General features: G+C 40.6%; 18 protein-coding genes. 6 read left to right on the forward strand and 12 right to left on the reverse strand.

Going from position 1 to position 26602, the window contains the following annotated elements; genetic code table 11:
- Nucleotides 1-28 precede the first annotated feature (28 nt).
- Nucleotides 29-682 (reverse strand): thiopurine S-methyltransferase, encoded by a 654-nt coding sequence (locus BCU68_RS00650; protein ID WP_102562859.1) that lies wholly within the window; start codon nucleotides 680-682, stop codon nucleotides 29-31.
- 246 nt (nucleotides 683-928) lie between these two features.
- Between BCU68_RS00650 and BCU68_RS00655 the strand changes: the two genes are divergently transcribed.
- Entirely contained in the window at nucleotides 929-1708 is a 780-nt protein-coding gene (locus BCU68_RS00655) for a RelA/SpoT domain-containing protein (RefSeq protein WP_102562860.1), read from the forward strand.
- A gap of 99 nt (nucleotides 1709-1807) precedes the next feature.
- On the opposite strand, the gene ihfA is transcribed toward BCU68_RS00655, so the two are convergent.
- The 5 genes from ihfA to BCU68_RS00680 form a co-directional block, all read right to left on the reverse strand.
- Nucleotides 1808-2104: an integration host factor subunit alpha gene (ihfA, locus tag BCU68_RS00660; protein WP_102562861.1), complete on the reverse strand. Its 297-nt coding sequence runs from the start codon at nucleotides 2102-2104 to the stop codon at nucleotides 1808-1810.
- Nucleotides 2105-2584: 480 nt separating this feature from the next.
- The gene (gene pulA / locus BCU68_RS00665; protein WP_102562862.1) at nucleotides 2585-6241 is read right to left on the reverse strand and encodes a pullulanase-type alpha-1,6-glucosidase; all 3657 of its coding nucleotides are present in this window, start codon (nucleotides 6239-6241) and stop codon (nucleotides 2585-2587) included.
- A gap of 394 nt (nucleotides 6242-6635) precedes the next feature.
- Nucleotides 6636-9023 carry a phenylalanine--tRNA ligase subunit beta gene (gene pheT, locus BCU68_RS00670; RefSeq protein ID WP_102562863.1) on the reverse strand — a complete coding sequence of 796 codons (2388 nt, stop codon included), beginning with the start codon at nucleotides 9021-9023 and terminating at the stop codon, nucleotides 6636-6638.
- Between the two features lie 18 nt (nucleotides 9024-9041).
- On the reverse strand, nucleotides 9042-10025 hold the full coding sequence (gene pheS / locus BCU68_RS00675) for a phenylalanine--tRNA ligase subunit alpha (RefSeq protein WP_102562864.1): 984 nt from the start codon (nucleotides 10023-10025) through the stop codon (nucleotides 9042-9044).
- Nucleotides 10026-10288: 263 nt separating this feature from the next.
- A complete protein-coding gene (locus BCU68_RS00680) occupies nucleotides 10289-10588 on the reverse strand; it encodes a YkgJ family cysteine cluster protein (RefSeq protein ID WP_102562865.1) in 300 nt (99 codons plus the stop codon).
- 181 nt (nucleotides 10589-10769) lie between these two features.
- Here BCU68_RS00680 and BCU68_RS00685 point away from each other — a divergent pair, with 181 nt between their 5' ends.
- Nucleotides 10770-12482, forward strand: coding sequence for a pseudouridine synthase (locus BCU68_RS00685; RefSeq protein ID WP_102562866.1), 1713 nt, complete (start codon nucleotides 10770-10772; stop codon nucleotides 12480-12482).
- A 115-nt stretch (nucleotides 12483-12597) separates the two neighbouring features.
- On the opposite strand, the gene BCU68_RS00690 is transcribed toward BCU68_RS00685, so the two are convergent.
- The 6 genes from BCU68_RS00690 to gyrA form a co-directional block, all read right to left on the reverse strand.
- Nucleotides 12598-14169 carry a BCCT family transporter gene (locus BCU68_RS00690; protein ID WP_102562867.1) on the reverse strand — a complete coding sequence of 524 codons (1572 nt, stop codon included), beginning with the start codon at nucleotides 14167-14169 and terminating at the stop codon, nucleotides 12598-12600.
- 302 nt (nucleotides 14170-14471) lie between these two features.
- Entirely contained in the window at nucleotides 14472-14849 is a 378-nt protein-coding gene (locus BCU68_RS00695; RefSeq protein WP_102562868.1) for a MarR family transcriptional regulator, read from the reverse strand.
- Nucleotides 14850-15055: 206 nt separating this feature from the next.
- Entirely contained in the window at nucleotides 15056-15709 is a 654-nt protein-coding gene (locus BCU68_RS00700; RefSeq protein ID WP_102562869.1) for an MBL fold metallo-hydrolase, read from the reverse strand.
- 119 nt (nucleotides 15710-15828) lie between these two features.
- Nucleotides 15829-17613 carry a L,D-transpeptidase family protein gene (locus BCU68_RS17205; RefSeq protein ID WP_277868774.1) on the reverse strand — a complete coding sequence of 595 codons (1785 nt, stop codon included), beginning with the start codon at nucleotides 17611-17613 and terminating at the stop codon, nucleotides 15829-15831.
- 180 nt (nucleotides 17614-17793) lie between these two features.
- A complete protein-coding gene (gene ribA, locus BCU68_RS00710; protein WP_102562870.1) occupies nucleotides 17794-18390 on the reverse strand; it encodes a GTP cyclohydrolase II in 597 nt (198 codons plus the stop codon).
- Nucleotides 18391-18636: 246 nt separating this feature from the next.
- Nucleotides 18637-21273 carry a DNA topoisomerase (ATP-hydrolyzing) subunit A gene (gene gyrA / locus BCU68_RS00715; protein WP_102562871.1) on the reverse strand — a complete coding sequence of 879 codons (2637 nt, stop codon included), beginning with the start codon at nucleotides 21271-21273 and terminating at the stop codon, nucleotides 18637-18639.
- 260 nt (nucleotides 21274-21533) lie between these two features.
- Here gyrA and ubiG point away from each other — a divergent pair, with 260 nt between their 5' ends.
- From ubiG to yfaE, 4 genes are all read left to right on the forward strand, one after another.
- Nucleotides 21534-22289, forward strand: coding sequence for a bifunctional 2-polyprenyl-6-hydroxyphenol methylase/3-demethylubiquinol 3-O-methyltransferase UbiG (gene ubiG, locus BCU68_RS00720; protein WP_198591670.1), 756 nt, complete (start codon nucleotides 21534-21536; stop codon nucleotides 22287-22289).
- Nucleotides 22290-22812: 523 nt separating this feature from the next.
- Entirely contained in the window at nucleotides 22813-25089 is a 2277-nt protein-coding gene (gene nrdA / locus BCU68_RS00725; RefSeq protein ID WP_102562872.1) for a class 1a ribonucleoside-diphosphate reductase subunit alpha, read from the forward strand.
- 86 nt (nucleotides 25090-25175) lie between these two features.
- Complete coding sequence (gene nrdB / locus BCU68_RS00730) at nucleotides 25176-26309, forward strand: class Ia ribonucleoside-diphosphate reductase subunit beta (protein ID WP_102562873.1); 1134 nt, start codon at nucleotides 25176-25178, stop codon at nucleotides 26307-26309.
- A complete protein-coding gene (yfaE, locus tag BCU68_RS00735) occupies nucleotides 26309-26587 on the forward strand; it encodes a class I ribonucleotide reductase maintenance protein YfaE (RefSeq protein WP_102562874.1) in 279 nt (92 codons plus the stop codon). The genes nrdB and yfaE overlap by 1 nt, the downstream gene beginning before the upstream one ends.
- The last annotated feature ends 15 nt before the right edge of the window (nucleotides 26588-26602 follow it).

A 26602-nucleotide genomic window follows, 5' to 3' on the forward strand; every position in this document is an offset into this window, starting at 1 on the left:
TTTAAGCCGCGCATAAAGTTGATACTTATTACTCTTTATGATTTTCAATTACCCACACTTCCTCAGCAAAGCGTGATAAGCCTTTTTGTATTTTAGGGTGATTGTTATCGGCCTCATCACGAGATAATAATTGAATGTCATAACCACTAAACAGACTCTCAATTTCGACTTTATCAACACTAAATGGAGGACCTGACATCTCTTGTTGAACGTAATCTAAACTAACCAATAAAATTCGACCTTCGGGCTTTAGTAAGCTCTTTAAGCGCTGAACATACACTTCTCGCAACGCTTTCGGCATCGCAACTAATGCCGCTCTATCATAGATAATATCGACGGGTTCAATTGGCGCTGTAAAATAATCCCCAGTATAAATCGTCAGTTCATCAAATAGGTACTCTTCATGCTGAGAGTTAATTTGGGTAACTTGAGGCGTATATAAATGCTCAGCAAAAAAGCTTCTTACCGCAATCTTGCTCAGTTCGACACCTTGAACCTTACTATGCTGAGTCGCTAACCAAACTAAGTCTTCACTTTTCCCACACAGAGGAACAAAGACCGAGGCTTCATAGTGCGGATTTACATGATGCCAATGCTGCTCTAATAATGGGTTCACATCGTTCAAGTGAAAACCAATTTGATTCGCTGCCCACTTATTGTGCCAAAATTCAGGATCGTGCATAAAACGCTCTTTAATTCATCATCTAAAAGGATAACTCTACTCTAATTGATTCGCTCATTTTTATCCTTCTTTTTCTAATCAAGCAGATTTTTCTATATTGATAACATTATTATGTATTCCATCATATTAATTTCAGTTATGTAATACAGATCGCAACAAGCTTCATCTATTATCGATATAATCGTCTGGCAAACTAATGTTACTGCCCTTTTTTATCCCATTTTAGTAACTTAATTAGGAGCATCAATGAGTCCATTTTTACGTACCGCGGCTTTAATGTTTTTGGTACTCAGCAGGGCACCTGCATTTGCAGCAGCGGCACCGCTACCTTCTTCTATCGAGCAAAATTCTCGCTCTACAGTCCAAAATGAAACGTCGTCTCGACGCTTTAGACATAGTTTAAGTGGTTTATACGGCATAAAATCACTCTCCACTGATCCTATTCAGCCCTACTCTGATTTTGATGAGCTTTATAGCCACTCACACCAAGCACAGAGTGAGCTTGAAGCTTTGTGTATTAATACTGCTCTACTTACCGGTTCAACGACCTCCTTTGCTGGGATTAAATCTCAACAACGGGCACTAGAAAAGATCAATCTAAAGTTTAATGGTCAGGTCAATAGGATAACTGATATAGCCAGGGCTACCATTGTTTCCAATGATGTTGAAAGCCTAGTTGATGTGTATGAGAAATTGAGTCAAGAAGCAGAAATCGTACAAGTCAAAAATCGCTTTAAGTCGCCAAAAGCATCAGGCTATCGCGATCTGAATTTATTAGTAAAATTACCAAAAAGCGAAATAGTGGCAGAAGTTCAGTTGCATCTGGAGGCGATTGCCCATGTTAAAAATGGTAAGGAACACGGATGGTATGAAGATATTCAAGCCATTGAAAGGCAAGCATATAGCCAGCAGCGCTCGTTAAATGAACTTGAAAGCGCTAAAATTGCCATGATACGTAGCCAATCAGCACAACTTTACCAAGAGGCATGGCAGCCTTATATCACTACGCATATACAAGCAGCCTAGACTTCCCTCTCTGTATAACAGCCCTACGCTCCATCCCGTTACTTTTATTTATCTCAAAACCAAAAAGACCACGCGATTAGGCGTGGTCTAGTGCTTGGCTTACTTTTCGATCTTGATATCTTCAACACGAGCTTTGAGCTTTTGCCCAGGTCTGAAGGTAACAACACGTCGAGCAGTAATTGGAATGTCCTCTCCGGTTTTAGGGTTGCGTCCTGGTCGTTCATTTTTGTCACGTAGATCAAAATTACCGAAGCCAGAAAGCTTAACCTGTTCGCCATTTTCCAGTGCTTTACGAATTTCTTCAAAAAACACTTCAACCGTTTCCTTGGCATCCCGTTTACTATATCCAAGATTTTCAAACAGGTTCTCAGCCAAATCGGCCTTTGTGAGCGCCATAAACTATCCTCAGAGCTGTGTTAAACATTGCTACTATTTTAGTAGCGCCAAAGCATTTCATTCAGCCAATCAATAAGATATTCGCTGTATGAAGAAAGTGTATGCCAAGCTTCTGATTTTCGCCAACTTTTTTATTGATAAGAAGAGACTATTTATATAAAACAAATACATAAAAAGACTATTTACTGAACAGTAAACAAGATTTAAATCCATAATAACATGATATAACAGATAATAATACCAGTTACATCATGATATGCAAATTAAAAAACTTATCTATGTTGCGTAATTCTCTGTAAAAAAAAATTAAAAAAAAATTCTTTATCATTATTTATCAGTGCTTTGCACACAAATTTTTTATGAACATTGTTTTCTATATTCTACTTTTATACACTAAACTGGTTAATATAAAAAAATGCCACTAACCAATAAGCTAGTGGCATTGAGTGGTTATATGGTTAATAACCCTTGATTAAACCCTTACTCTTTTACTACAGAAACAACCGGTTTTTCGATGCTATTAGAGTTAACATAGCTGGCATCAAGTGTGAAAGAGTAGCTACCAGCCTCTTCAATGGTGACTTTGCAGTTGCCATCAACACCTAAGTCCATAGAGCCATCTGCTTGCTCTGTTGACTCTGGACTACAACCGATATCTGGCGCGCTCCAAGAGCTATCCGCAAACTTAAAGCTATACTCGCCTACTTCTAATGGCGTAGAAAGCGTATAGATACCCTTACCAGTAAATGATAGTGCAAAGTCCTCATCATCACCCCAACCATTCATATCACCCTTAACATAGACGGTTGTGCTGCCGTATGGTGGGATATTAGATTCATCTTTATCGCCATCAATAGGTAAGCCCGCACCTTGTTCGCCATTTTGTGGTTGAACAAAAACCGCAGTGGTTAATGCTGGAACAGTGAAATTGCCTTGATCAAAACTGGCTTCTTTTACTATGCTATCGGCAGAACTTTGTTGAACATCATGCAGCTCAAAGTTAAGGCTGTTTTCGATGTTAAACACTTGTTCTTCACTAGTAGCGTTAATCACAACGACAACGGCGTCGTAATTAGGGTCTAAGTCTGCTCCAGCCAAAGTGCCATCATCAATCGACATAACAATAAGACCACGAGTTTGCTCTTTGCCTACATTACGGAAATCGACTCTGTCTTTCACTTCATCAGCCGTTTCTAAACGGAACAGTTCACTACCACTACGAATACTCAGTAAGTCAAAGAACTGCTGTTTAGCGGCTTCGATTTCTAATGCTGTTGGACCTTCTGGGGCATTGTTTAAAATCTCTTTGATTAAATCATAGTTTGAACCATCTTTATCTTCACGTGGCAAACCAACATTCCAGTTGTTGTCTGATCCGTCAAAGCGTACACGGTTAAACCAGTCACCTGAATCGTATGAATCTCGCTGCATAGATTTTGAACGCAGTAATTCTGAACCCATGTGAATAAATGGAATACCTTGACCTAACATGACCGTTGATAGAGCCACAGTCTGCATTCTGGCTTTTTCAGCATTAGTGACAGCATAATCCGCTTTGTAAGCATTGTTATCCCACAACGTTTGGTTGTCATGCTTAGAGACATAGGAGATGTTCTCTGATGGGTGCATTGTATAACCGGCTGGTGCGCCATTATAGTCAACCTGCTTGCCATATTTGAGTTCATCATTAGAATCAATCAATAGATAATCGGCTAAGTTCCCCGCCATGCCTAAACGAATTAAATCTTGATTATGCAGTGCACTATCTCTAAATGCAGCCTCATCACTATTGTTGTCATTTAAGTATGCAGCGTTAGCAAAACCTTGATTTTTACGAATAGAGCGTGTGTTATCTGCTGGGTTCAGAGTGCCATCATCAAATGGGCTACCACCACGCACACCATCTCTTAAGCGATCAGAGAATGTACCAATTTCAGTACCTGCCATTTCGATTTGAGTCGCTTGGGTAAAGCGCGCATTTTGTGCCACTTCACCAAAGTCCCAACCTTCACCATAAAATAACGTGCCAGAATCAATTTTGCGCACTTCTTCTAATGCTTCAACCATCAAATCTTTTGGCTGGTGACCCATTAAGTCAAAACGGAAACCATCTACGTTGTACTCTTGTGCCCATACCTTCAGAGAATCAATCATGAGCTTGCCCATCATCAAGTTCTCTGTTGCCGTATTGTCGCAACAAGTCGACTGCTCTACACCACCGGTATTGGCATCTAAGCGGTGGTAGTAACCAGGGACGATCTTATCCAGCACCGACTTATCATTGATTCCGGAAGCATTGGTGTGGTTATACACAACATCCATGATAAGTTTTAGACCCATATCATGGGTTGCTTTGACCATCTCTCGGAACTCTTTAATACGAGCAGAACCTTGAGCGTCTGAAGCATAACTCCCTTCAGGCACTGTGTAATGGAATGGATCATAACCCCAGTTGAAGCCATCCAGTGCACGCAAGTCATTCATTAATGCTTGAGCATCTGTAGTGGTTGGATCATAAGAAGTCAGTAGATCCTCAATGATCACTTCTGATCCTACTTCATCACACACCGTCGCATCTGGTTTAATGCTACAGAGTTTTTCTACGCTATCAGTAATTTCAACGCGAGTTTGTGGATTTTCATCAACCGTCGCAATATCAAATGCAGGTAGAATGTGTAATGTCGTTAAACCAGCATCAGCCAATGCCTGTAAGTGTTGGACTGACTCTCGATCACTTTCCGTTAATGCTAAGTATTTACCTTGATTGCCCGTTTGCCCTTTCGTATCACTAAAACTAAAGTCACGAATATGCGACTCATACAAAATATGATCAATATCTTTGTTCATTTCTGGACGAGTATAATTATCCCAATCTGCTGGTTTTAATAATTCATCATTTTCTAAATCCACAACATGTGAATATAGTGAATTCATCGACAAGCTTAATGAATATGGATCCGTCACTTCACGAGTTTCGATTTCTTTCGTGGTTGGATGATAAACAGTAACGGTATATCGATAAAACTTATCAACGACATCAGAAATGGACTCTGACTGCCAAATACCGGTATTTGGGTCTTCGGTCATCTCATGTGTTGAAAGTACGCTGTGCTGACCTTCAACATAATCATAAATGGTTAATGATACGTTTTGTGCGGTTGGTGCCCACAATTTAAACTCAGCATCCGTACCACTTACAATGGCGCCAAGTGTTTCATTAATAGCATTACCAGCCTCTTCCTCAACAAACACATCATCAAGAACGCCTGGCTTTTGCACTTCGGTTGCCGCTAAAGTTTTACCGTCTGAGTCATAGGCTGCTAAAACGATCTGACTTTTTAAAATGGTGTGTAACAGCTCACTATCAACATCAATTTCAGCGGCAGATAGACCTGATAAGTGTGGAAACTTCGCTTTTAACTCATCACTAATTGAACCAGCAGATAGGGTAATAATTTCCCCACCCTCTAACTCTTTAGTTTCGGCATCCATGACGATTTTATTATTTAAGTCATAGCGTAATTCGACGCTATCGGCTCCTGCGATGGATTCCCATGCAATCGTTGTTTCATCTAACCAATGCGCTTTTTGACCATCAATCAGCACTGGGCGCTCTGCGGTTGGCACATAATACAACTCACTGCTACCATGGAACCCAAATAAACCTTTACTGTCACCTACACGTTCTAAATGGACTTTTTGGTTAGCACTTCCAAATCCTTTATCATCGCCCTTATGCAAAATAAAATTCATACATTTATGCGGATCTGATGCCATAGGATCAAATTTTATGACGTAATAAGCACCGTAAGTATCACTAATTCCTTTGAATAAATAAGGTGAATTCCAATCTGTTCCACCTGCTGGCAAACCCATTGCTTCTAAATCAGTACTAGTACATCCTTCTCCATTCCAAAGATGTAAGCCCCAATCATTATAAACAGAGTCACCACTGCGTGTTTGTGCATCATCACGCTTGTAGTAGATGACCACTTCATTGTCAGCGGCTGGATATAAACCATCAACTAAGTCACCAGGAGTTTGTGGATTATCATCTGAACCTCCACAGCCCACCACTAGTGCAGAAACTAATAAAGGCATAGTTAGTTTCGCTAAGGTACTTATTTTCATTTCCATATATTATGTCCTAGGCGTTAATTAAATTAACGTCTTGTTTATTGTTATTTAGAGTATTGATTCACTGTTGAATAAAGCATCTAAATAATAAAAACAATCTATCTACACATAATGTGATTGATATAGGAATTATTGCAAAGTGGGCATTATTAGTGATTTTATTGATACTAAATCACACATTGTATATATACAGAGGTCGATCTAAGTCAATATTTGTTAATATCAAAATAAGCACATATAGGGCGTAGAAGGTACGCCCTATATATAAAAACTACGCCTTATAATTCACCCTTAGTATTATATTTATTAAAATAAGGCTATTCTAAATGCATAAAAAAAGCAGACTTATAATAAGCCTGCTTATATCAATATGACTTAATTAATAGGGTATTAATTAGTCACGTAATGCTGCACCAAACTGTTCTGAAATTGCCGCAACAATTGCTTCTACAGAGCCAGCAATATCAGCATCTTCCAATGTACGCTCTAAAGACTGTAGGCTTAAAGCGATAGCAAGACTCTTCTTACCTTCTTCAACGCCTTGTCCAACGTATACGTCAAACAGTGTTGCATCCGTTAAGAATTCGCCACCAGCAGCGCGACATGCAGCCACGATATCACCAGAAGCGACCTCTTGATCAACAACAACGGCAATATCACGACGGTTTGCAGGGAATTTAGATACCGCTACTGCTTCAGGAAGCACGCGAGTATTGATTGCTGCCCACTCAATTTCGAATACGATAGTACGACCGTTAAGACCAAATTTACGCTCAAGTTCTGGGTGAACGGTACCAATGATGCCAACTTCTTTACCATCAACGATAATCGCTGCAGTTTGACCTGGGTGAAGTGCTGGGTGCTTAGCCGCTTTAAAGCTGTATGCTTTTTCGTTCGCAGAAAGCTCAAGAACCGCTTCTAGGTCACCTTTAAGATCAAAGAAATCGACAGTGTTCGTTGCCATATCCCAGTGCTCTTCACCACGTGTACCTGAGATAACGCCCGCAAGCATCATTTCTTGACGCATGCCGTTTTCAGCGCTTGTTTCAGGGATGAAACGTAGACCCGATTCGAATAGACGAACGCGAGACTGTTGACGCTTCTGGTTATGAACAACGGTGTTTAGCAGACCTTGGATTAGACCAAGACGCATCGCTGACATATCCGCAGAGATTGGGAATGGCAGGATCAGTGGCTCAACACCAGGAACAATCAGTTTTTGCTGTTCTGGTTCTACAAAGCTGTATGTGATCGCTTCATGGTAACCACGATCAACAAGAAGGTCACGAACACGCTTAAGCGGTTGGTTTGCTTCTTTATGGTCATTCATCACTAATGCGGCAATAGGTGCTTGGTTTGGAATGTTATCGTAACCGTAAATACGACCTACTTCTTCAATTAGGTCTTGCTCGATTGCGATATCAAAACGCCAAGATGGAGACGTTGCCGTCCAACCTGCATTTGTGCTTTCTACTTCACAACCTAGACGAGTTAGGATCTCAACCACATCTGTCGATGGGATTTCGTGACCTAGTAAGCTGTCTAGTTTAGCGCGACGTAAAGCAACAACATTTGCTTTAGGAAGGCCTGCTTCTGACTCGCTACCGTTCACTGGCGCAACTTCACCACCACAAATTTCAACAAGAAGCTGTGTTGCACGCTCCATTGCCGTTAACTGTAGCGTTGAATCAACACCACGTTCAAAACGTAGAGAAGAATCCGTGTGAAGACCGTAAGCTCTTGCACGACCACGGATATGATCTGGTGCAAAGAATGCTGCTTCAAGAAGTACGTCAGTGGTTTCTGTCGTTACACCAGACGCTTCACCACCAAAGATACCAGCGATTGCTAGTGCTTTAGTGTGGTCAGCAATAACTAATGTCTTGTTGTTAAGCTTTGCTTCGTTACCGTCAAGTAAAGTCAGTTTTTCACCTTCTTCTGCTAGACGTACAACGATGCCGCCTTCGATCTTAGCAAGATCAAATGCGTGCATTGGTTGACCTTGCTCAAGCATCACGTAGTTAGTGATGTCGACAACAGGATCGATTGAACGAATACCACAACGGCGCAGTTTTTCTTGCATCCAAATTGGAGATTCGGCTTTCACGTTTACGTTCTTAACCACACGACCAAGATAACGTGGACATGCCTCTGTTGCTTTGACTTCAACAGATACCGTATCTTCAATGCTTGTAGCTACAGCTTCAACCGTTGGCTCTGTAACGTCTGCGCGGTTTAGTACGCCAACTTCACGAGCAAGACCGCGAATGCTGAAGCAGTCAGCACGGTTCGCTGTTAGATCTACGTCGATAGTTACGTCGTTTAGCTCTAGAAGCTCACGAACGTCCATACCAAGTGCTGTACCTTCAGGCAGCTCAAGGATACCGTCAGATTCAACATCGATACCTAGCTCAGAGAAAGAACAAAGCATGCCGTGTGATGGCACACCACGTAGTTTTGCTTTCTTAATTTTGAAGTTGCCAGGAAGAACAGCACCAACCGTCGCAACAGCAACAGTAAGACCAAGGCGACAGTTAGAAGCACCACATACGATGTCTAATAACTCTTCTGCGCCGATATCAATTTTTGTTACTTGAAGTTTATCTGCGTCTGGGTGTTGACCACACTCAACCACTTTACCTACTTTAACGCCGGTGAATTCACCAGCAACAGGTGCTACTTCATCAACTTCCAAACCAGCCATAGTGATTTGGTGAGCTAGCTCTTCGCTGTTAATTGCGGGTTTAACCCACTCGCGTAGCCAAGATTCACTGAATTTCATAGTTTTGACTGCCTCGGATTACTTGAATTGTTTAAGGAAACGAAGGTCGTTCTCAAAGAACGCACGAAGGTCGTTTACGCCGTAACGGAGCATCGTTAGACGTTCAACACCCATACCGAATGCAAAACCAGAGTATTTCTCAGGGTCAATGCCTACACTACGTAATACGTTAGGGTGAACCATGCCACAACCTAAAACTTCTAACCATTTACCATCTTTACGTTTTACATCAACTTCAGCAGAAGGTTCTGTAAACGGGAAGAATGATGGACGGAAACGAACTTCAACATCTTCTTCAAAGAAGTTGCGTAGGAACTCAGCTAGAATGCCTTTTAGTTGTGCGAAGTTTACATTTTCATCAACCAGCATACCTTCCACTTGGTGGAACATTGGCGTATGAGTTTGATCGTAATCGTTACGGTAAACACGACCAGGTGCGATGAAGCGGAATGGTGGTTGACCATTTTCCATCGTACGGATCTGAACGCCTGAAGTATGCGTACGTAGCATAAGGTCAGGGTTAAAGAAGAAAGTATCGTGGTCAGTACGCGCTGGGTGATCGTCAGCAATATTCAGTGCATCAAAGTTGTGGAATGCATCTTCAATTTCTGGACCTGATTCGGTATTGAAACCTAGTTCACCAAAGAACTGCTCAATACGCTCAACGGTACGAGTTACAGGGTGAATACCACCGTTCTCGATACGACGACCTGGTAGGCTCACGTCAATCATTTCAGCCGCAAGTTTTGCTTCAAGCTCAGCGCGTTGAAGTGCATCTTTGCGCTCTGCAATTAGTTTTTGAACCGCGCCCTTCGCTTTGTTGATCTCTTGACCAGCAGTACGACGCTCTTCAGGTGGAAGTTTACCTAGGCTTTGAAGTTGAAGGGTTAATTCACCTTTCTTACCTAAATACTGAACACGCACCTCATCAAGTGCGACTAACGAATCAGCGCTTTCAATCGCTGTCGTTGCATTAGCAATGATCTCTTCTAGATGTTGCATCGTTTCCTCATCTACCCTGTGGTCTGCCCATAGGGAGTAATGGTATTTTTCGGATAACTATACATATTAATCAAACCCGCAACCAATGCCAAATTGAATCTGAAAATTCGCTTTAATATGACTAAATAACCATCATATCAGGACAATTTTCTAAGATTTAACTTCATTACTCACTGTATCAAGAGCATGAATTCACATCTGCTGGGTTTAGAGCAATAGTATAAGAATGATTGACTCGTTATACTTAAGCGACAAATAGCACTTTAATCAATAATATTGTGCTCTGTTCTTTCAATACGACACTCATAAGAACCCATTTCAAATTCACGGCAAATCCATGGGCGAACTTCGTAAATAGTACACATTTTGGTTTCTCGATCTAAAGCTGCACACCAACCATCATCGAGTCGATTCATCACTTCCCCACCCCAAGCATCAGTGGCAATGAACTCTTCAGGGACACCAGTTTCAGTAATGAGCATAACTTCAAGTCGACAGCAGCACGCTTGGCAAGTACTACACGTCACTTCTTTTGTTGGTATTTGGGTGATAGGAATTGTCATTGAAATGGTCTTTATAAAAGTTTCTAATATAGTAACTCAATTTACCCTCAATCACCGAAATATCTTAGTGACCTGATATTTCCTAGCAGGTACACTCCTCGATCATCGACGCATACCGTGCGAGTTGTCGCTAGCTCCTCTACACTATTTTTATCGCACTCACAGGCAGAACGTTCTCATTATGATTTCATCACACGATTCCTTTACTCCATTTCAGCAAAGTACTGAAGGCTACACCAAGCCCGAACGCTTCACCTTCCCGTTTTACTATGAGCCGCATCCATTGAGTGTACTCGCCGCTTCCGAGTTACAACGTCACTTAAATCAAGCGCATGAATGGCAGCATGACTTTGGTGTTGATGCACACGGTCACTTAAAGCCTCAAGAGCAGACTAAAGATGCGATCGGCAAAATGTTTGGTGTTTTAGTGGTTGAAAATGCTCAAGGTCAATTAGGTTATCTGTCCGCTTTTTCTGGCAAGATTGCCGATTCCAATCAAATTCCAAACTTTGTTCCCCCTATTTTCGATATGCTCGAGCAAGATGGTTTCTTTCGCGATGAGCACAATGCCATAAACAAAGTAAGCCGTGAGTTCAAAGCCCTTGAGAAAAGCCCAGATTATCAGCAACTTTTAACCCTGCACTCACAGCAAAAACAACTTGCTGAGCAAGAGATTGAAAATCATCGTGCGCTGATGATAGAGAACAGAAAGAATAGAAAGTTGCAACGAGAACAAGCTGAGCATACCTTGGATCACGAACAACTGACTCAGTTACAGATCCAAATGAGTCGTGAAAGTGTAATGGACAAAAATGCCCTAAAGCAATTAAAAAGCACTTGGCAAGCGAAAATCACGGCTATTGAACTGCAGTTAACAGAGTTTAAGCGTCAACTTGATGATAAAAAACAACTGCGCAGAAAAATGTCGAACACGCTACAGCAGAAGTTATTCGACCAATATCAATTTTTAAATGCCAATGGGGTGACAAAAAGCCTCACCGCTATATTTGAACCAACACCTAATAAAGTCCCCCCTGCTGGTGCTGGTGAGTGTGCTGCCCCTAAGCTATTACAATATGCTTTTAAAAATAACCTCACCCCTATTGCACTTGCTGAGTTTTGGTGGGGATGTGCACCTAAATCCGAAATTAGACAACATAAAAAATTCTATGCCTCTTGTATGGGTAAATGCCACCCTATTCTCGGCCATATGATGTTGGGGTTGCAGGTGGACGATAATCCATTACTGATCAATCCGGCGCAAGGAAAAAGTGTCGATATTCTTTATCAAGATGAAGACATCGCGGTGGTCAACAAACCTGCTGATTTCCTTTCTGTACCAGGAAAAACCATTCAAGACTCGGTACTATCACGCATGCAGGAGATATTCCCTGAGGCGACGGGACCTTTAATTGTTCATCGTTTAGACATGGCAACATCAGGGTTAATGGTGATTGCAATTTCAAAACGAGCGAACAAAAGTTTGCAGAAACAATTTATTGGTCGCTTTGTACAAAAGCGCTATGTAGCTCTCATTGAAGGTGTGCCAGAAGTAACATCTGGTACTATTGAACTCCCTTTGCGTGGCGATTTATACGATCGACCGCGTCAATTAGTCTGCCATACCCACGGCAAGCCCGCGAATACCTTCTGGCAGGTCATTGAGACTAACTCAGAGACATCACAAACAAAAGTTTACCTCTACCCTAAGACAGGTCGTACTCACCAGTTAAGAGTGCACTGTGCACACCCTGATGGGCTCGGTATGCCAATTGTTGGTGACGGCTTATATGGTCAAAAGAGCAAGCGACTGCACTTGCATGCTGAATCCATTGAATTTACCCATCCGATTACAAATGAAGTTATTCATTTTCAAGTTGATGCTGACTTTTAAGCCAATAGATATTGCATCTATTCACGAAATTGAATTGATTTAAAGATATTGAATATAAAAAAAGAGAGCCACTGGCTCTCTTTTTCATTTCATAATATAACGATTTAACCGAGTTCTATCGTTCTTCTGTACGCATACCCATGATAAGGCTGACACACATCATCAATAGAATGAAGGTAAATGGTAAGGCTGTTGAAATTGCACCAGCTTGTAGTGCTTGAACAGCTTCATTGCCGCCAATCCACAATAGCGCAACAGCAATAGCACCTTCCATGAAGGCCCAGAATACACGCTGAAGTACAGGTGCATCAACTTTACCACCAGCGGTAATGCTATCGATAACCAATGATCCTGAGTCTGACGATGTAATAAAGAAAATCAGAACAAGTAGAACAGCAATAACCGATAAGATTGCGCCAAATGGTAATACATCAAACATTTGGAACATAGCCAAAGAAACATCCGTTAAGCCATTTGCGCCTAACTCACCAACACCGTTAATGATTTGGTCAATTGCCATCCCACCGAATACTGACATCCAGATAAGAGTCACTGCCGTTGGAACAATTAATACCGCTGTCATGAACTGACGAATGGTACGACCTTTAGAAACGCGAGCAATGAACATACCTACGAATGGTGACCATGAAATCCACCAAGCCCAGTAGAATACCGTCCAACCGTGCATCCAACCTTCATCTTCACGGCCATGAGGGTTGCTTAATTCAATAATATTACCAAAGTAAGCACCAAATGTTATCGCTATAGATTCAAACGTAACATGGTAACCAATCACGCCGACAAGTAGCAGTAAGACAAACGCAACGATCATGTTGATGTTACTGATAACTTTTACGCCACCATCAATACCACGTAGAACGGAAACCACAGCTAGTAACGTTACAATGGAAATAACGGCAACTTGCAGCCCCATGCCTGCATCAAGACCAAAGACGTGATGAATACCACTTGCCGCTTGTTGAGCACCTAAGCCAAGCGATGTCGCTAGACCAAATAGGGTTGCAACTACAGCTAAGATATCAACAACATGCCCAGGCCAACCCCACACTCTATCACCTAAAATAGGGTAGAAAATTGAGCGAATAGAAAGTGGTAACCCTTTATTATAAGTAAAGAATGCTAAAGATAATGCAACAACACCGTAAATAGCCCAAGGATGGAAACCCCAGTGGTACATTGTTGCACCTAGCGCTAAACGAGCAGCTTCTGGTGTGTTAGCTTCTACCCCTAGTGGTGTTCCATACCAACCAGTGAAGTAAGCTGCTGGCTCTGCCACACTCCAGAACATAAGACCAATACCCATACCTGCAGCAAAAAGCATTGCTATCCAAGACATGAATGAGTAATCAGCCGTTGCTTCTTTACCACCTAAACGGATCTTACCAAATGGCGATACAATTAGAGCTAAACAAAATACAACAAATACGTTACCTGACCAGATAAATAGCCAATCAAAAGAATGAATTATTGTATTCTTAACACCATCTAGTGACTCTTTTACTGTATGAGCATCAAAGATCATAGTGATAACAAGAAACAGCGCAATAAAACCTGCACTGATACCAAATACAGGGTTATGAACATCAAACCCCCACTTTTGTACATTATCTTGACCTACAGTGTAATCTGTACTGTCAATACTGTACTTATCAATACCTTTTGTCATCTTCCCTCTCTCTTATGAGTAAATAAATTCAGATCAAAAAACTTCGGTTAAAATACGATAGATATAAACCATCAATTGTTTATTTCTGGTTATATAAGTTTCTCCACTGAAATACCCCTTTAGTCTACACATCTTATTTTACTAATCCACTAAACGGTTGTTTTTCGACCTAAAATAATTCAAGAGCCGAATCAATTGATGAATATATAGCTAAAGTATATAGGTTTCATTCCCTTTGCTCAGACCAAAAAAAAGCCTCAAATCATTGAGGCTTTTATCACTACATAGGATCGAAAAAGATATTAGATAGCTTTATAGATAACTTTATTACCTGCTAGTTGTTCTTTAGCAACTAGGTTTTCTTCTAAAAGTTTCTTTAGTGCTCCTGTTGCCCAAGAGCCCGCTTTTGCATCTTCCTGACCAGCAGCAAGACCAATACCTTTTGGATTGATACCATCGGCATTACTCACAACGATATCTAAAACTTGTTGCTGTTTAGGCGTTAGCGCTACAGTGATTGCTTTTGGAGCTACAGCTTTTGGAGCTACGGCTTTCTCAACTGCTTGTTTAGCGACTACGACAGGCTTAACTGTTTTAGATGCTGCTGCAACATTAGCAACAGTCGCTTTGATACGCTTTTGCAGTTTAGCCTGCACTTTGCGTTTATGAGCAAGTCTCATTGAATATTTCTCCAGTTCACTGCTCTAACGCAGTGGTGAAAATTTGAAGCGCGTGTTATACCAAAAAAACATCGTAATTTGTAGTATCTAGACCCAAAAGAGGCCTAAAAGTCGATATTTCGCACCTGACCGATGAAAAATCATACAAATATAATTTCTGTTACTTTACTCTCGCAAAGAAGGTAATGCATGCAATTGCGTATATTTTAATACAACGGCATTTCATCAGCGACAAATGGATTTGATGCTCTTTCATGACCAAATGTTGATTGCGGACCGTGACCAGGAACAAAAGTAACGTCTGAACCTAAAGGCCAAAGTTTGGTTTTAATTGAATGGATTAAGGTATTGAAATCCCCTTGAGGAAAGTCCGTTCGACCGATAGCACCATTAAATAATACATCACCTACAAAGGCTAAACGAGCTTCTTCACTGAACAAAACAACATGACCTGGCGTGTGACCGGGTGTATGAATAACTTGCATTGTTTGATTACCAAAGACAACACTGTCACCTTCTTGTAACCAGTGGTGCGGTTCAAATGCATGTGTCAATGGGAAACCAAACATCTGACTCTGACCTTCTAAGCCCTGCAGCCAAAAGTTATCATCTTTATGAGGACCCACGATTTCTACGTTTAAAATATCAGCGAGTGGCTCTGTTCCACCCACGTGATCAAGGTGTCCATGAGTTAAAACTAGATTGACTACCTCAACACCTAGCTCTTCAATTAACATCGCGAGTTGCTTTACATCACCACCAGGATCCACAACCACACCTTTCATGGTCTCATCACACCATACAATCGAACAGTTTTGTGCAAAAGAAGTCACTGGAACAACTTGATATTTAAGGGACATGCTATACCTTCAAAAACATAAAATGATTTGAATAATGACATTGAGAAAGTGGTTTTACAAGCCTAAGTATTAAACACAAAGGGCATCTTGAGGAAAGATACCCTTAAATATTTTTATCATTAATTAGCAGCTAAGTGATCGTATTCATAAATATCATCACGATAATTTATATTGCCATTATCAAACCACACCGTTTGATAAATAATATGAACGGGTACTTTTTGATGCAGTGGAACACGGGCGTTAGATGACCGTGTTGAGTTCTCTAAGCGACTTTTTTTATACGCACCTTGAGTATCAACCAGCGACATAGCGAACTGTCGAGCACCCTCAACCCGAATGCAGCCCGAACTGTATGCACGAGAGTCTCGATTAAATAAACCTTTGCTTGGTGTATCATGCAGATATATTGCTTGAGCATTTGGCGTGTTAAATTTATATAATCCTAATGCATTATTAGACCCCGAACGTTGACGCATTTTATATGGGAAGTTTTTAGGATTTAACGTATTCCAGTTAATATTCGCTGGGTTTATTGTTCGTTTTGAGCCCCACTTTGGAATGATTTCGATTTTATTTTTACTCAAATAACTCAAGTTTCGCTTCGCTTTCGGTAAAATATCTTCAACCATTATCTTTCTTGGTACATTCCAACTCGGGTTTAGAATCACCGAATCAAGCTTAGTGATCATTAAAGGTGTTTTGCGCTCTGTTTTGCCAACGATAACTCGTGATTCAAAAACCGTTTTTCCTTGATACCAATACTTCATATTAAACGCTGGGACATTCACCATGATGATGGATTCTCTATCTTTCGGCCATAAACGCATACGCTCAGCATTTAGCGCTAATAGCTTAATTCGATCATCAACATCGATATTGATCCATTTCATTGTTTTAGGTCCAATCACCCCATCAGGGTTTAGACCATGCATGGTTTGAAATTTCTTAACAACCACCAATAAGTCGTTATCTAATGTATCTTGGTACGGTTGTGGCTTGGTGACTTCAACAGCGCTCTCCTGTTGTGTTAAATCAACTTCTGTAGCCATCAATGATGCAGACTCCATGCCCACTAGCGCATCATCTTCCGTCATTGGGTTTGGCTCTTCAACCGCTTCAATAGGCTCAATCGATTCATCGATAAAAGTAGCCATCGCAATTTCTGCTTGTTTTTTATCCTCTCTCATTTTGCCTTCAAGAGCAGAGACATCAATACCAGCGAGACTGATTCTATCTAGCAACTGAGATTTGTTAGGTAGTGCATCTCCTGATCTTTTTAAACCTTCTTGTTGGTATAGAGGGGTCTTTAATTCGTTCTGCTGCTCTAGCAAGGCATAAGCTTGCACAAAAGCATCATAGTGCTGAACTGGCGGTGCATAATGATCGAGCAGTTTAGATAACTGTACAGCACTGGATTGTGGATTTTTGACGACAGCATCTGCAAAGATAGGGGTAATTTCCTCTCCTACCGCTAATGAAGATTGGTTTAGCGAACCTATTTTTTGATCTTCAAAAAACCATGTCATGCCAAGCTTTGGGGCTTGCTCCACATAATTCAGATAAGAAATTAATGTATCTGTTGCCAATAAATCATATTCAAAGGCTTGGTTTTGCTTACGATATGTACGCAGCATCTCAACATTACGGCTAAATAGAGGGCTCAGTTGTGCTTTATCCAGAATACCTATTTGAAACTCAAGCTGGTTAGCTAATTCATCATTATTCCACATGAGCTCATGCTGATTAGTAAAATATAACTCATCAACTAATTTCGGGTATTGAATAAGTTTCTCAATTTTCGCCCCTGGCTTTATCCAACCTAGTTCATAAAAACTATCTAAAGCCCAAAGTTGAGTTGACACAAATAGTGACAACAACGCTATATATTTATTTAAATTCATACACCACCTCAAACATGTCTAAATTCAAGTATGGCAAAGATCTCACTTTTCGATAGTTTGATTTGCATCAATTTCACAAGTTATGTTATGTACTGTTCTAGTTGAGATGAAAAGCTCTATCTCACCAAAACAAAAAACCTCACCGAAGTGAGGTTGTTAAATAAGAGTAGCTATATAGTTTTATAACTTAAGATCATGTTTACCATGGGAGACTTTAGCCTGCAAATAACTCTCATTACCAGACTTAATATGGGCTGCTGTATTGACCACAGACTCGATTTCTACCCCATTATCTTGCAGTTCTTTAATTTTTTTAGGGTTATTAGTGACTAAACGAATCTTTTCAATCCCAAGCGCCTTTAACATCTGAGCTGCTTCTGTAAAGTCACGTAGATCATCACCAAAGCCAAGATGGTTATTCGCTTCGTAAGTATTCATCCCTTCACTTTGTAAGCGATAAGCATCTATTTTATTATACAATCCAATACCACGACCCTCTTGGCGTAAGTAAAGAATAATGCCACCTTCCTCACCCATCATATTGATCGTTTCTTCTAATTGTTCGCCGCAATCACAGCGTGATGAATGAAACACATCACCTGTCAGACACTCTGAATGCATACGAACTAAAGGCGTTTCTGGACATTGATCCGCTAGCTTGAAGATCACGGCAACATGCTCTTTCTCTGTTTTTAGCCCATGAAAAGATAAGATTTCAGCATCAATATCACTTTTAACACCGACTTTAAATTCTACTCTGGCACGCACTTCAGCCATATTATCACTCACTTGAAATTATTTTGATTGTGTCATTGAAATCATTAACCCGACTAATTGACTCAACTATGGGGGCTAAACCTGATATTTTCAACAAGCACGATAATAAATTATTAATGTTATAATATAACATTATTGCCAAACAGCAACATAAATGAACCGTTGCGTATAAAATAAGCTAAGTATGAAATTTAAAACAAAAAACCGAGCACTAGGCTCGGTTTTTCTAAGATATCAGCAGTAAACTTATTCTTCGTCTACACTACCATCTTCTTTCGGTGCTTCAGCATCTAGAGTAGCATCTGTTGTTTCAGATTCTGAATTTTCTAATTCATCACCTTCAACTAATTCTGCTTCTTCAAGCTCTTCGATACGTTGAAGACCAACAACGCTTTCATCTTCAGCAGTACGGATCAGAGTGACACCTTGAGTATTACGACCCACTTGGCTTACTTCTGATACGCGTGTACGAACTAAAGTACCAGCGTCGGTGATCATCATCATCTCGTCGCCTTCTTCTACTTGTACTGCTCCAACAACTGGACCATTACGTTCAGAAACTTTGATTGATACCACACCTTGCGTTGCACGGCCTTTCGTTGGGTATTCAGCAAGCGTTGTACGCTTACCATAACCATTTTGCGTTACTGTTAGAATGTCACCTTCATTTGAAGGAACAATCAGTGACACAACTTGATCATCTTCAGCCAACTTCATACCGCGAACACCTGCTGCAGTACGTCCCATTGCACGTACTTTATCTTCACTAAAGCGAACCACTTTACCCGCTTTAGAGAACAACATAATGTCGCTGTCGCCATCAGTAATATCAACACCAATTAGCGAGTCATCATCACGTAAGTTAACAGCGATTAGACCGTTAGCTCGTACGTTAGAGAAGCTTGCTAGTGATGTTTTCTTCACTGTACCGTCACCTGTCGCCATGAAGATAAACTTATCTTCAGTAAACTCAGAAACCGGTAGAATTGCTGTAATACGCTCTCCCTCTTCAAGAGGTAGAATGTTAACAATCGGCTTACCACGAGCTGTACGACTTGCTTGAGGCAGTTGATAAACCTTCAAGCGATATGTCTTACCACGCGTAGAGAAACATAGAATGTTATCATGCGTATTCGCAACAAGAAGACGTTCGATGTAATCTTCATCTTTCATCTTCGTAGCACTCTTACCTTTACCACCACGACGCTGAGCTTCGTAATCGCTTAGGATTTGGTACTTCACGTAACCGGCATTAGAAAGCGTCACAACCACATCTTCTTGAGTGATCAGATCTTCCATATCGATATCGTGAACTGCTGCTGTAATTTCAGTACGGCGCGCATCACCATAGTTAGCACGAACCATTTCTAGCTCTTCACGAATAACTTCCATTAGACGCTCTGTGCTAGCAAGAATATGCATAAGTTCAGCAATTTCTTCGAGTAGTACTTTATATTCATCTAGAATTTTTTCGTGCTCTAAACCGGTTAGACGGTGTAGACGAAGTTCTAGAATCGCTTGTGCTTGCTGTTCAGTTAAGAAGTACTGACCATCACGGATGCCGTATTCATCTTCTAACCAATCAGGGCGAGCAGCATCAGTACCAGCACGCTCTAGCATTGAAGCAACATTACCTAGATCCCAACCACGAGCAACTAAGCCCGCTTTAGCTTCTGCAGGTGTTGCTGCGTTACGAATTAACTCAATGATTTCATCGATGTTCGCTAATGCTAGTGCAAGTGCTTCAAGAATGTGTGCACGATCGCGCGCTTTCTTCAATTCGAAGATAGTACGACGAGTAACCACTTCACGACGGTGATCAACGAAACACTTGATCATCTCTTTTAGGTTAAACAACTTAGGTTGGCCATTATCAAGCGCAACCATATTGATACCAAATGTCGTTTGAAGTTGTGTTTGTGAGTAAAGGTTATTTAAAACAACTTCACCGACAGCATCACGCTTACATTCAATAACAATACGCATACCATCTTTATCAGATTCGTCACGCAGTGCACTAATGCCTTCAACTTTTTTATCTTTAACTAGCTCTGCGATCTTTTCAATCAAGCGAGCTTTGTTCACTTGATAAGGGATCTCAGTAACGATAATGGTTTCTTTGCCATTTTTCTCTACTTCAATATCCGCTTTCGAACGCATGTAGACTTTACCACGACCAGTCTTATAAGCATCAACGATGCCTTTACGACCACTAATGATCGCAGCTGTCGGGAAGTCAGGGCCAGGGATATAATCCATTAGCTCATCAATGGTAATGTCTTCGTTACCAATGAACGCCAAGCAACCATCAATCACTTCATTTAAGTTATGAGGTGGGATGTTTGTTGCCATACCTACAGCGATACCAGAAGAGCCGTTCACTAATAGGTTAGGAATTTTAGTTGGTAGAACCGCTGGAATGTGTTCAGTACCATCATAGTTAGGTACGTAATCCACCGTTTCTTTTTCTAAATCAGCCAATAGTTCATGGGCGATCTTCGCCATACGAACTTCGGTATAACGCATTGCCGCTGCTGAATCGCCATCGATAGAACCAAAGTTTCCTTGGCCATCTACAAGCATGTAGCGCAACGAGAATGGTTGTGCCATACGTACGATAGTATCGTAAACTGCACTGTCACCATGTGGGTGATATTTACCGATTACGTCACCTACCACACGGGCAGATTTTTTATATGCTTTGTTCCAATCATTACCCAGCACGTTCATCGCGAACAACACGCGACGGTGAACCGGTTTTAGGCCATCGCGAACATCTGGAAGAGCTCGACCAACGATAACAGACATCGCATAGTCTAAGTATGAACCTCTAAGCTCATCTTCAATGTTTACGGGCGTGATCTCTTTAGCTAGATCGCTCATAGAGCCATTTTCCCTCTATAGTCAGATCGTATTTTTGAATACGTATAAGACCAAAAAATATAACACAAAATTACCCAATTCGGCATCTCTTTCCCCGACCTTTTATCATGTTGTGACCTTTGTTGCGAATCAATTGATGATAAATCGTCCATTCAGCCTAGATGTTACAGAATGAAGGTTGTTTAATGCCCAACAAATAGGCAAATTATAGACTATTACTTTTCAGTAAATTTCTTCTCGATATAATGCTAAACACTATCATGGATGCATTATTAACTATGGACCAAACCATTATGACCAAAATGACACTGAATAAAGCCCAGAATGTCGACCCTAATGAGATCAAAAAATTTGAGGATATGGCTTCTCGCTGGTGGGATCTTAACGGTGAATTCAAGCCGTTGCACCAAATCAACCCACTGCGTTTAAATTACGTTTTAGAGCGCTCAAATGGGCTATTTGGCAAGCATGTCCTCGATGTCGGTTGTGGTGGTGGTATTTTGACAGAAAGCATGGCACGCGAAGGAGCAATTGCTACAGGGCTAGACATGGGGAAAGAGCCATTAGAAGTTGCACGCCTACATGCTTTAGAAACAGGAACTCAAGTCAGTTACATCCAAAGTACAATTGAGGACCATGCCCTAGAGCACCCAGGTCACTATGACGTTGTGACATGCATGGAAATGTTAGAGCATGTGCCAGATCCTCTATCTGTCATTCAGTCTTGTGCAAAATTAGTCAAACCTGGTGGTCATGTGTTTTTCTCCACCTTAAATCGCAACTTAAAATCCTACCTCTTTGCTATTGTCGGGGCTGAAAAGCTCTTAAAAATTGTTCCCGATGGTACTCACGACCATGATAAGTTTATACGCCCTTCAGAAATGATCAAAATGATCGATCAAACCCCACTGCAAGAGTTAGGGATCACTGGGCTATTATATAACCCTTTAACAGATACCTATAAACTGGGTAATAATGTTGATGTCAATTACATCGTGCATACCTGTCTCGTTTAACAATCCCACAGCATAAACAAAAGAAAAAACGGAGCTGATTGGTATTTATATCTATACTCCGTTTCATTCTCACTTGATGACCCTCTCATCTTTCATATCCCCTATTTTGCTTGGAAAATTTTCGATTTATTACCATACTCACAGCGAGAGTTGATTTAATTTTAATCGATAGAAATAACGCTTAAATTTAATTAAAGATCAAGCCATTTTTTTTAATAAGCCATAAATCTCAACTATTTCTAAAATGGATGATTATAGACAACTAAGTGTGGTCTAACCCCATCAGTAAGTAGCTACTAACTGTTTTTTTTATTCCATGTATAAATCATCCACATGCTCTAAAAGTCAATATTGAAATTTCATGAAAATAGCACTATCTTGTAGCCACGAAACAAAGCACCCCTATATATAGTGTTTCTATCACTATTTGTTAGGACGATTTAGCTCACAAAGCCACCATAAAATTGATAACAATTACACTAAAACATGGCTTTAATCAGTTTTGTTAGGGAAATAAAGCAGAATGAACCAAAAACTTACCGTTACTAAGCGTGATGGCCGCAAAGAAAGTATTGAACTAGAGAAACTTCACCGTGTCATTACATGGGCAGCTGAAGGTCTCCATAATGTCTCAGTATCACAAGTAGAATTGAAGGCTCACATTCAATTCTATGATGGTATTACTACCACAGATATCCATGAAACGATCATCAAATCGGCCGCTGATCTGATCTCAGAAGAGACGCCAGATTATCAATATTTAGCAGCCCGTCTGTCCGTTTTCAATTTACGTAAAAAAGCTTACGGTCAGTATGAGCCACCAGCTCTTTACGACCACATCAACAAATTAGTTGATATGGGTAAATATGATAAGCACATCATTGAAGACTACAGCAAATCTGAAATTGATGAGCTCGATGCTTATATTGATCATACTCGTGATCTTAATTTTTCCTATGCAGCCATCAAGCAATTAGAAGGGAAATATTTTGTTCAAAACCGAGTAACCAAAGAGATTTATGAAAGCGCACAGTTTCTCTATATTTTAGTTGCCGCGTGTTTATTCGCGAAATACCCAAAAGAGAGTCGCCTACAGTACGTTAAGCGTTTTTATGATGCGGCTTCTACATTTAAAATTTCATTACCTACGCCAATTATGTCTGGTGTACGTACCCCTACTCGTCAATTTAGTTCATGTGTACTCATTGAATGTGGCGATAGCTTAGATTCAATTAATGCGACAGCAAGTTCGATTGTTCGCTATGTTTCTCAGCGTGCTGGCATCGGCATCAACGCCGGAAGAATTCGTGCATTAGGATCTGAAATCCGTAATGGCGAAGCTTTCCATACTGGTTGTATCCCGTTTTATAAGTACTTCCAAACCGCGGTTAAATGCTGCTCTCAAGGCGGTGTACGTGGTGGTGCTGCAACTGTATTTTACCCACTATGGCATGGTGAAGTTCAATCTCTATTAGTATTGAAGAACAACCGTGGCGTAGAAGAAAACCGTGTCCGTCATATGGATTACGGTGTACAACTGAACAAACTGATGTACTCACGCCTTGTTCAAGGTGGCAACATTAGCTTATTTTCACCGTCAGATGTACCAGGCCTATACGACGCTTTCTTTGAAGATCAAGATCGTTTCGAATCTTTATATGTACAGTATGAAAATAACCCACTAATTAAGCGTGAAACGGTTCGTGCTGTCGAACTATTCTCTCTTCTGATGCAAGAGCGGGCTTCTACGGGTCGTATTTATATTCAAAACGTTGATCACTGTAATACCCATAGCCCATTTGACTCAAAAGTGGCACCTGTACGCCAGTCGAATCTATGCCTTGAAATTGCTCTGCCAACAAAGCCACTAAGCAATGTTGAAGATGATGAAGGTGAAATTGCCTTATGTACTCTATCGGCATTTAACTTAGGCGCTATTGAATCACTCGATGATTTTGAAGAGCTATCTGAACTTGTCGTTCGTGCTCTTGATGCGCTATTAGACTATCAAGATTACCCGTTACCAGCGGCTCATAAATCAACAATGAACCGTCGTACACTAGGTGTAGGTGTCATTAACTACGCCTACTACTTGGCAAAAAATGGGGTTCGTTACTCTGATGGTAGTGCGAATAACCTCACTCACCGCACCTTTGAAGCGATGCAATATTACTTGCTAAAAGCGTCGGTTAAGTTAGCAAAAGAGCAAGGTAAGTGCCCTCTTTTTGATGAAACCAATTATGCGAAAGGTTTACTGCCTATCGATACTTATAAAAAGGATCTGGACTTAGTTTGCCAAGAGCCTTTGCATTATGATTGGGATACATTACGTGAAGAGATTGTCGAGCATGGTCTTCGCAACTCAACGCTAACAGCATTAATGCCTTCAGAGACCTCATCTCAAATCTCGAATGCTACCAATGGTATCGAACCCCCGCGCGGTTTCGTCTCTGTCAAAGCATCAAAAGATGGGATCTTGAAGCAAGTTGTACCTGATTTTATCAATCTTAAAAATAATTATGAACTCTTGTGGAATATTGGCAGTAATAATGGTTACCTCCATTTAGTTGGTATTATGCAAAAGTTTATCGATCAATCGATTTCAGCCAATACAAACTATGATCCGAGCTTATATGGAAATGGCAAAGTGCCAATGAAAAAGCTACTACAAGATCTATTAACTGCTTATAAATATGGTGTGAAGACACTCTACTATCACAATACTCGAGATGGTGCCAAAGACGACCAGGGTGATACTGCTCAAGACGATGATTGTGATGGCGGCGGTTGTAAAATTTAACGCTTGTTACTTTATAACGCTCTGAACATAAAAATTAGCATTGCCTCTTTAGTCAAATAAAGAGGCTTAAGGAAATTGAGGCATTTATGGCTTACAGTACTTTTTCTCAAAAAAAGAACGACCAGTTAAAAGAACCTATGTTTTTAGGCCAATCTGTTAACGTGGCGCGCTACGATCAACAAAAATTCGAAATATTTGAAAAGCTTATCGAAAAGCAATTATCCTTCTTCTGGCGCCCTGAAGAAGTGGATGTGTCAAGCGATCGCATCGACTATAACAAGCTTCCTGATCATGAAAAACACATTTTTATTAGTAACTTAAAATACCAAACGTTATTAGATTCGATCCAAGGTCGCAGCCCAAATGTGGCGCTTCTTCCTCTTGTTTCACTGCCAGAAGTTGAGACATGGATTGAGACATGGTCATTTTCTGAAACGATTCACTCACGCTCTTACACGCATATTATTCGTAATATAGTTAATGACCCGAGTGTTGTTTTCGATGATATCGTTGAAAATGAACAGATCTTAAAGCGTGCGAAAGACATTGCTAAATATTACGATGAGTTAATTACGCTCTCAAATGATTATCACCGCTACGGTGTTGGTCAGCATCAAATCAATGGACAATTGGTTACCGTCAGCTTAAACGAACTAAAGAAAAAACTGTACGTGTGCCTAATGTCTGTCAATGCATTAGAAGCGATCCGTTTTTATGTTAGCTTTGCTTGTTCATTTGCGTTCGCTGAGCGTGAATTAATGGAAGGTAATGCCAAAATCATTAAGCTAATCGCTCGTGATGAAGCACTTCACCTCACTGGTACTCAGCATATGATCAATATCCTGCGTAACGGTCAAGATGACTTTACCTTTATGCAGATAGCTGAAGAGTGTAAGCAGGAATGTTTTGATTTATTTAAAGATGCTGCTGAGCAAGAGAAAGAGTGGGCAGAATACTTATTTAAAGATGGCTCTATGATCGGATTAAATAAAGATATTTTATGCCAATATGTTGAGTATATAACTAACATCCGTATGCAAGCTGTAGGCTTAGGTGTGGCGTACCCTGAAGCAACTTCAAACCCAATCCCATGGATTAATGCTTGGCTATCTTCTGATAATGTCCAAGTTGCTCCACAAGAAGCCGAAATCAGCTCTTACCTTGTTGGTCAAATTGATAACCAAATTAATGCCAATGATTTTGAGGGATTTGAGCTCTAATGTCTGTTATCAAGATCAACACGCTCACCTCTATTCGTTCCAACCCTTCTAGTACATTATTAGAAACAATGGAAAAAGCAGGACTTAAACCCGAATATAACTGTCGTGATGGGCACTGCGGAGCATGTCGTTGCACGCTTGAATCAGGTAAAGTTGAGTATGTTGGTTTTGCTATGGCCTATACCGAGAATAGTGAAATATTGCCTTGTATATGCCGAGCGAAAACAGATTTAGTATTAACAAATGTCAATTTCACGCTCAACCAAGAAGCCGTCTAACACTTAATTGGTCCA

Source organism: Vibrio sp. 10N.286.49.B3, assembly GCF_002873395.1.
In the GTDB taxonomy this organism is placed as follows: domain Bacteria; phylum Pseudomonadota; class Gammaproteobacteria; order Enterobacterales; family Vibrionaceae; genus Vibrio.

Bases quoted from the DNA above. Each gene is read 5' to 3' on its own strand.
- BCU68_RS00685 (WP_102562866.1), top strand. From the start codon at position 10,770: ATGATTTCATCACACGATTCCTTTACTCCATTTCAGCAAAGTACTGAA.
- ubiG (WP_198591670.1), top strand. From the start codon at position 21,534: ATGGATGCATTATTAACTATGGACCAAACCATTATGACCAAAATGACA.
- ribA (WP_102562870.1), bottom strand. From the start codon at position 18,390: ATGGCTGAAGTGCGTGCCAGAGTAGAATTTAAAGTCGGTGTTAAAAGT.
- BCU68_RS00700 (WP_102562869.1), bottom strand. From the start codon at position 15,709: ATGTCCCTTAAATATCAAGTTGTTCCAGTGACTTCTTTTGCACAAAAC.
- BCU68_RS00650 (WP_102562859.1), bottom strand. From the start codon at position 682: ATGCACGATCCTGAATTTTGGCACAATAAGTGGGCAGCGAATCAAATT.
- BCU68_RS00695 (WP_102562868.1), bottom strand. From the start codon at position 14,849: ATGAGACTTGCTCATAAACGCAAAGTGCAGGCTAAACTGCAAAAGCGT.
- pulA (WP_102562862.1), bottom strand. From the start codon at position 6,241: ATGGAAATGAAAATAAGTACCTTAGCGAAACTAACTATGCCTTTATTA.
- ihfA (WP_102562861.1), bottom strand. From the start codon at position 2,104: ATGGCGCTCACAAAGGCCGATTTGGCTGAGAACCTGTTTGAAAATCTT.
- BCU68_RS17205 (WP_277868774.1), bottom strand. From the start codon at position 17,613: ATGAATTTAAATAAATATATAGCGTTGTTGTCACTATTTGTGTCAACT.
- gyrA (WP_102562871.1), bottom strand. From the start codon at position 21,273: ATGAGCGATCTAGCTAAAGAGATCACGCCCGTAAACATTGAAGATGAG.
- BCU68_RS00680 (WP_102562865.1), bottom strand. From the start codon at position 10,588: ATGACAATTCCTATCACCCAAATACCAACAAAAGAAGTGACGTGTAGT.
- nrdB (WP_102562873.1), top strand. From the start codon at position 25,176: ATGGCTTACAGTACTTTTTCTCAAAAAAAGAACGACCAGTTAAAAGAA.
- yfaE (WP_102562874.1), top strand. From the start codon at position 26,309: ATGTCTGTTATCAAGATCAACACGCTCACCTCTATTCGTTCCAACCCT.
- pheT (WP_102562863.1), bottom strand. From the start codon at position 9,023: ATGAAATTCAGTGAATCTTGGCTACGCGAGTGGGTTAAACCCGCAATT.
- BCU68_RS00655 (WP_102562860.1), top strand. From the start codon at position 929: ATGAGTCCATTTTTACGTACCGCGGCTTTAATGTTTTTGGTACTCAGC.
- nrdA (WP_102562872.1), top strand. From the start codon at position 22,813: ATGAACCAAAAACTTACCGTTACTAAGCGTGATGGCCGCAAAGAAAGT.
- pheS (WP_102562864.1), bottom strand. From the start codon at position 10,025: ATGCAACATCTAGAAGAGATCATTGCTAATGCAACGACAGCGATTGAA.
- BCU68_RS00690 (WP_102562867.1), bottom strand. From the start codon at position 14,169: ATGACAAAAGGTATTGATAAGTACAGTATTGACAGTACAGATTACACT.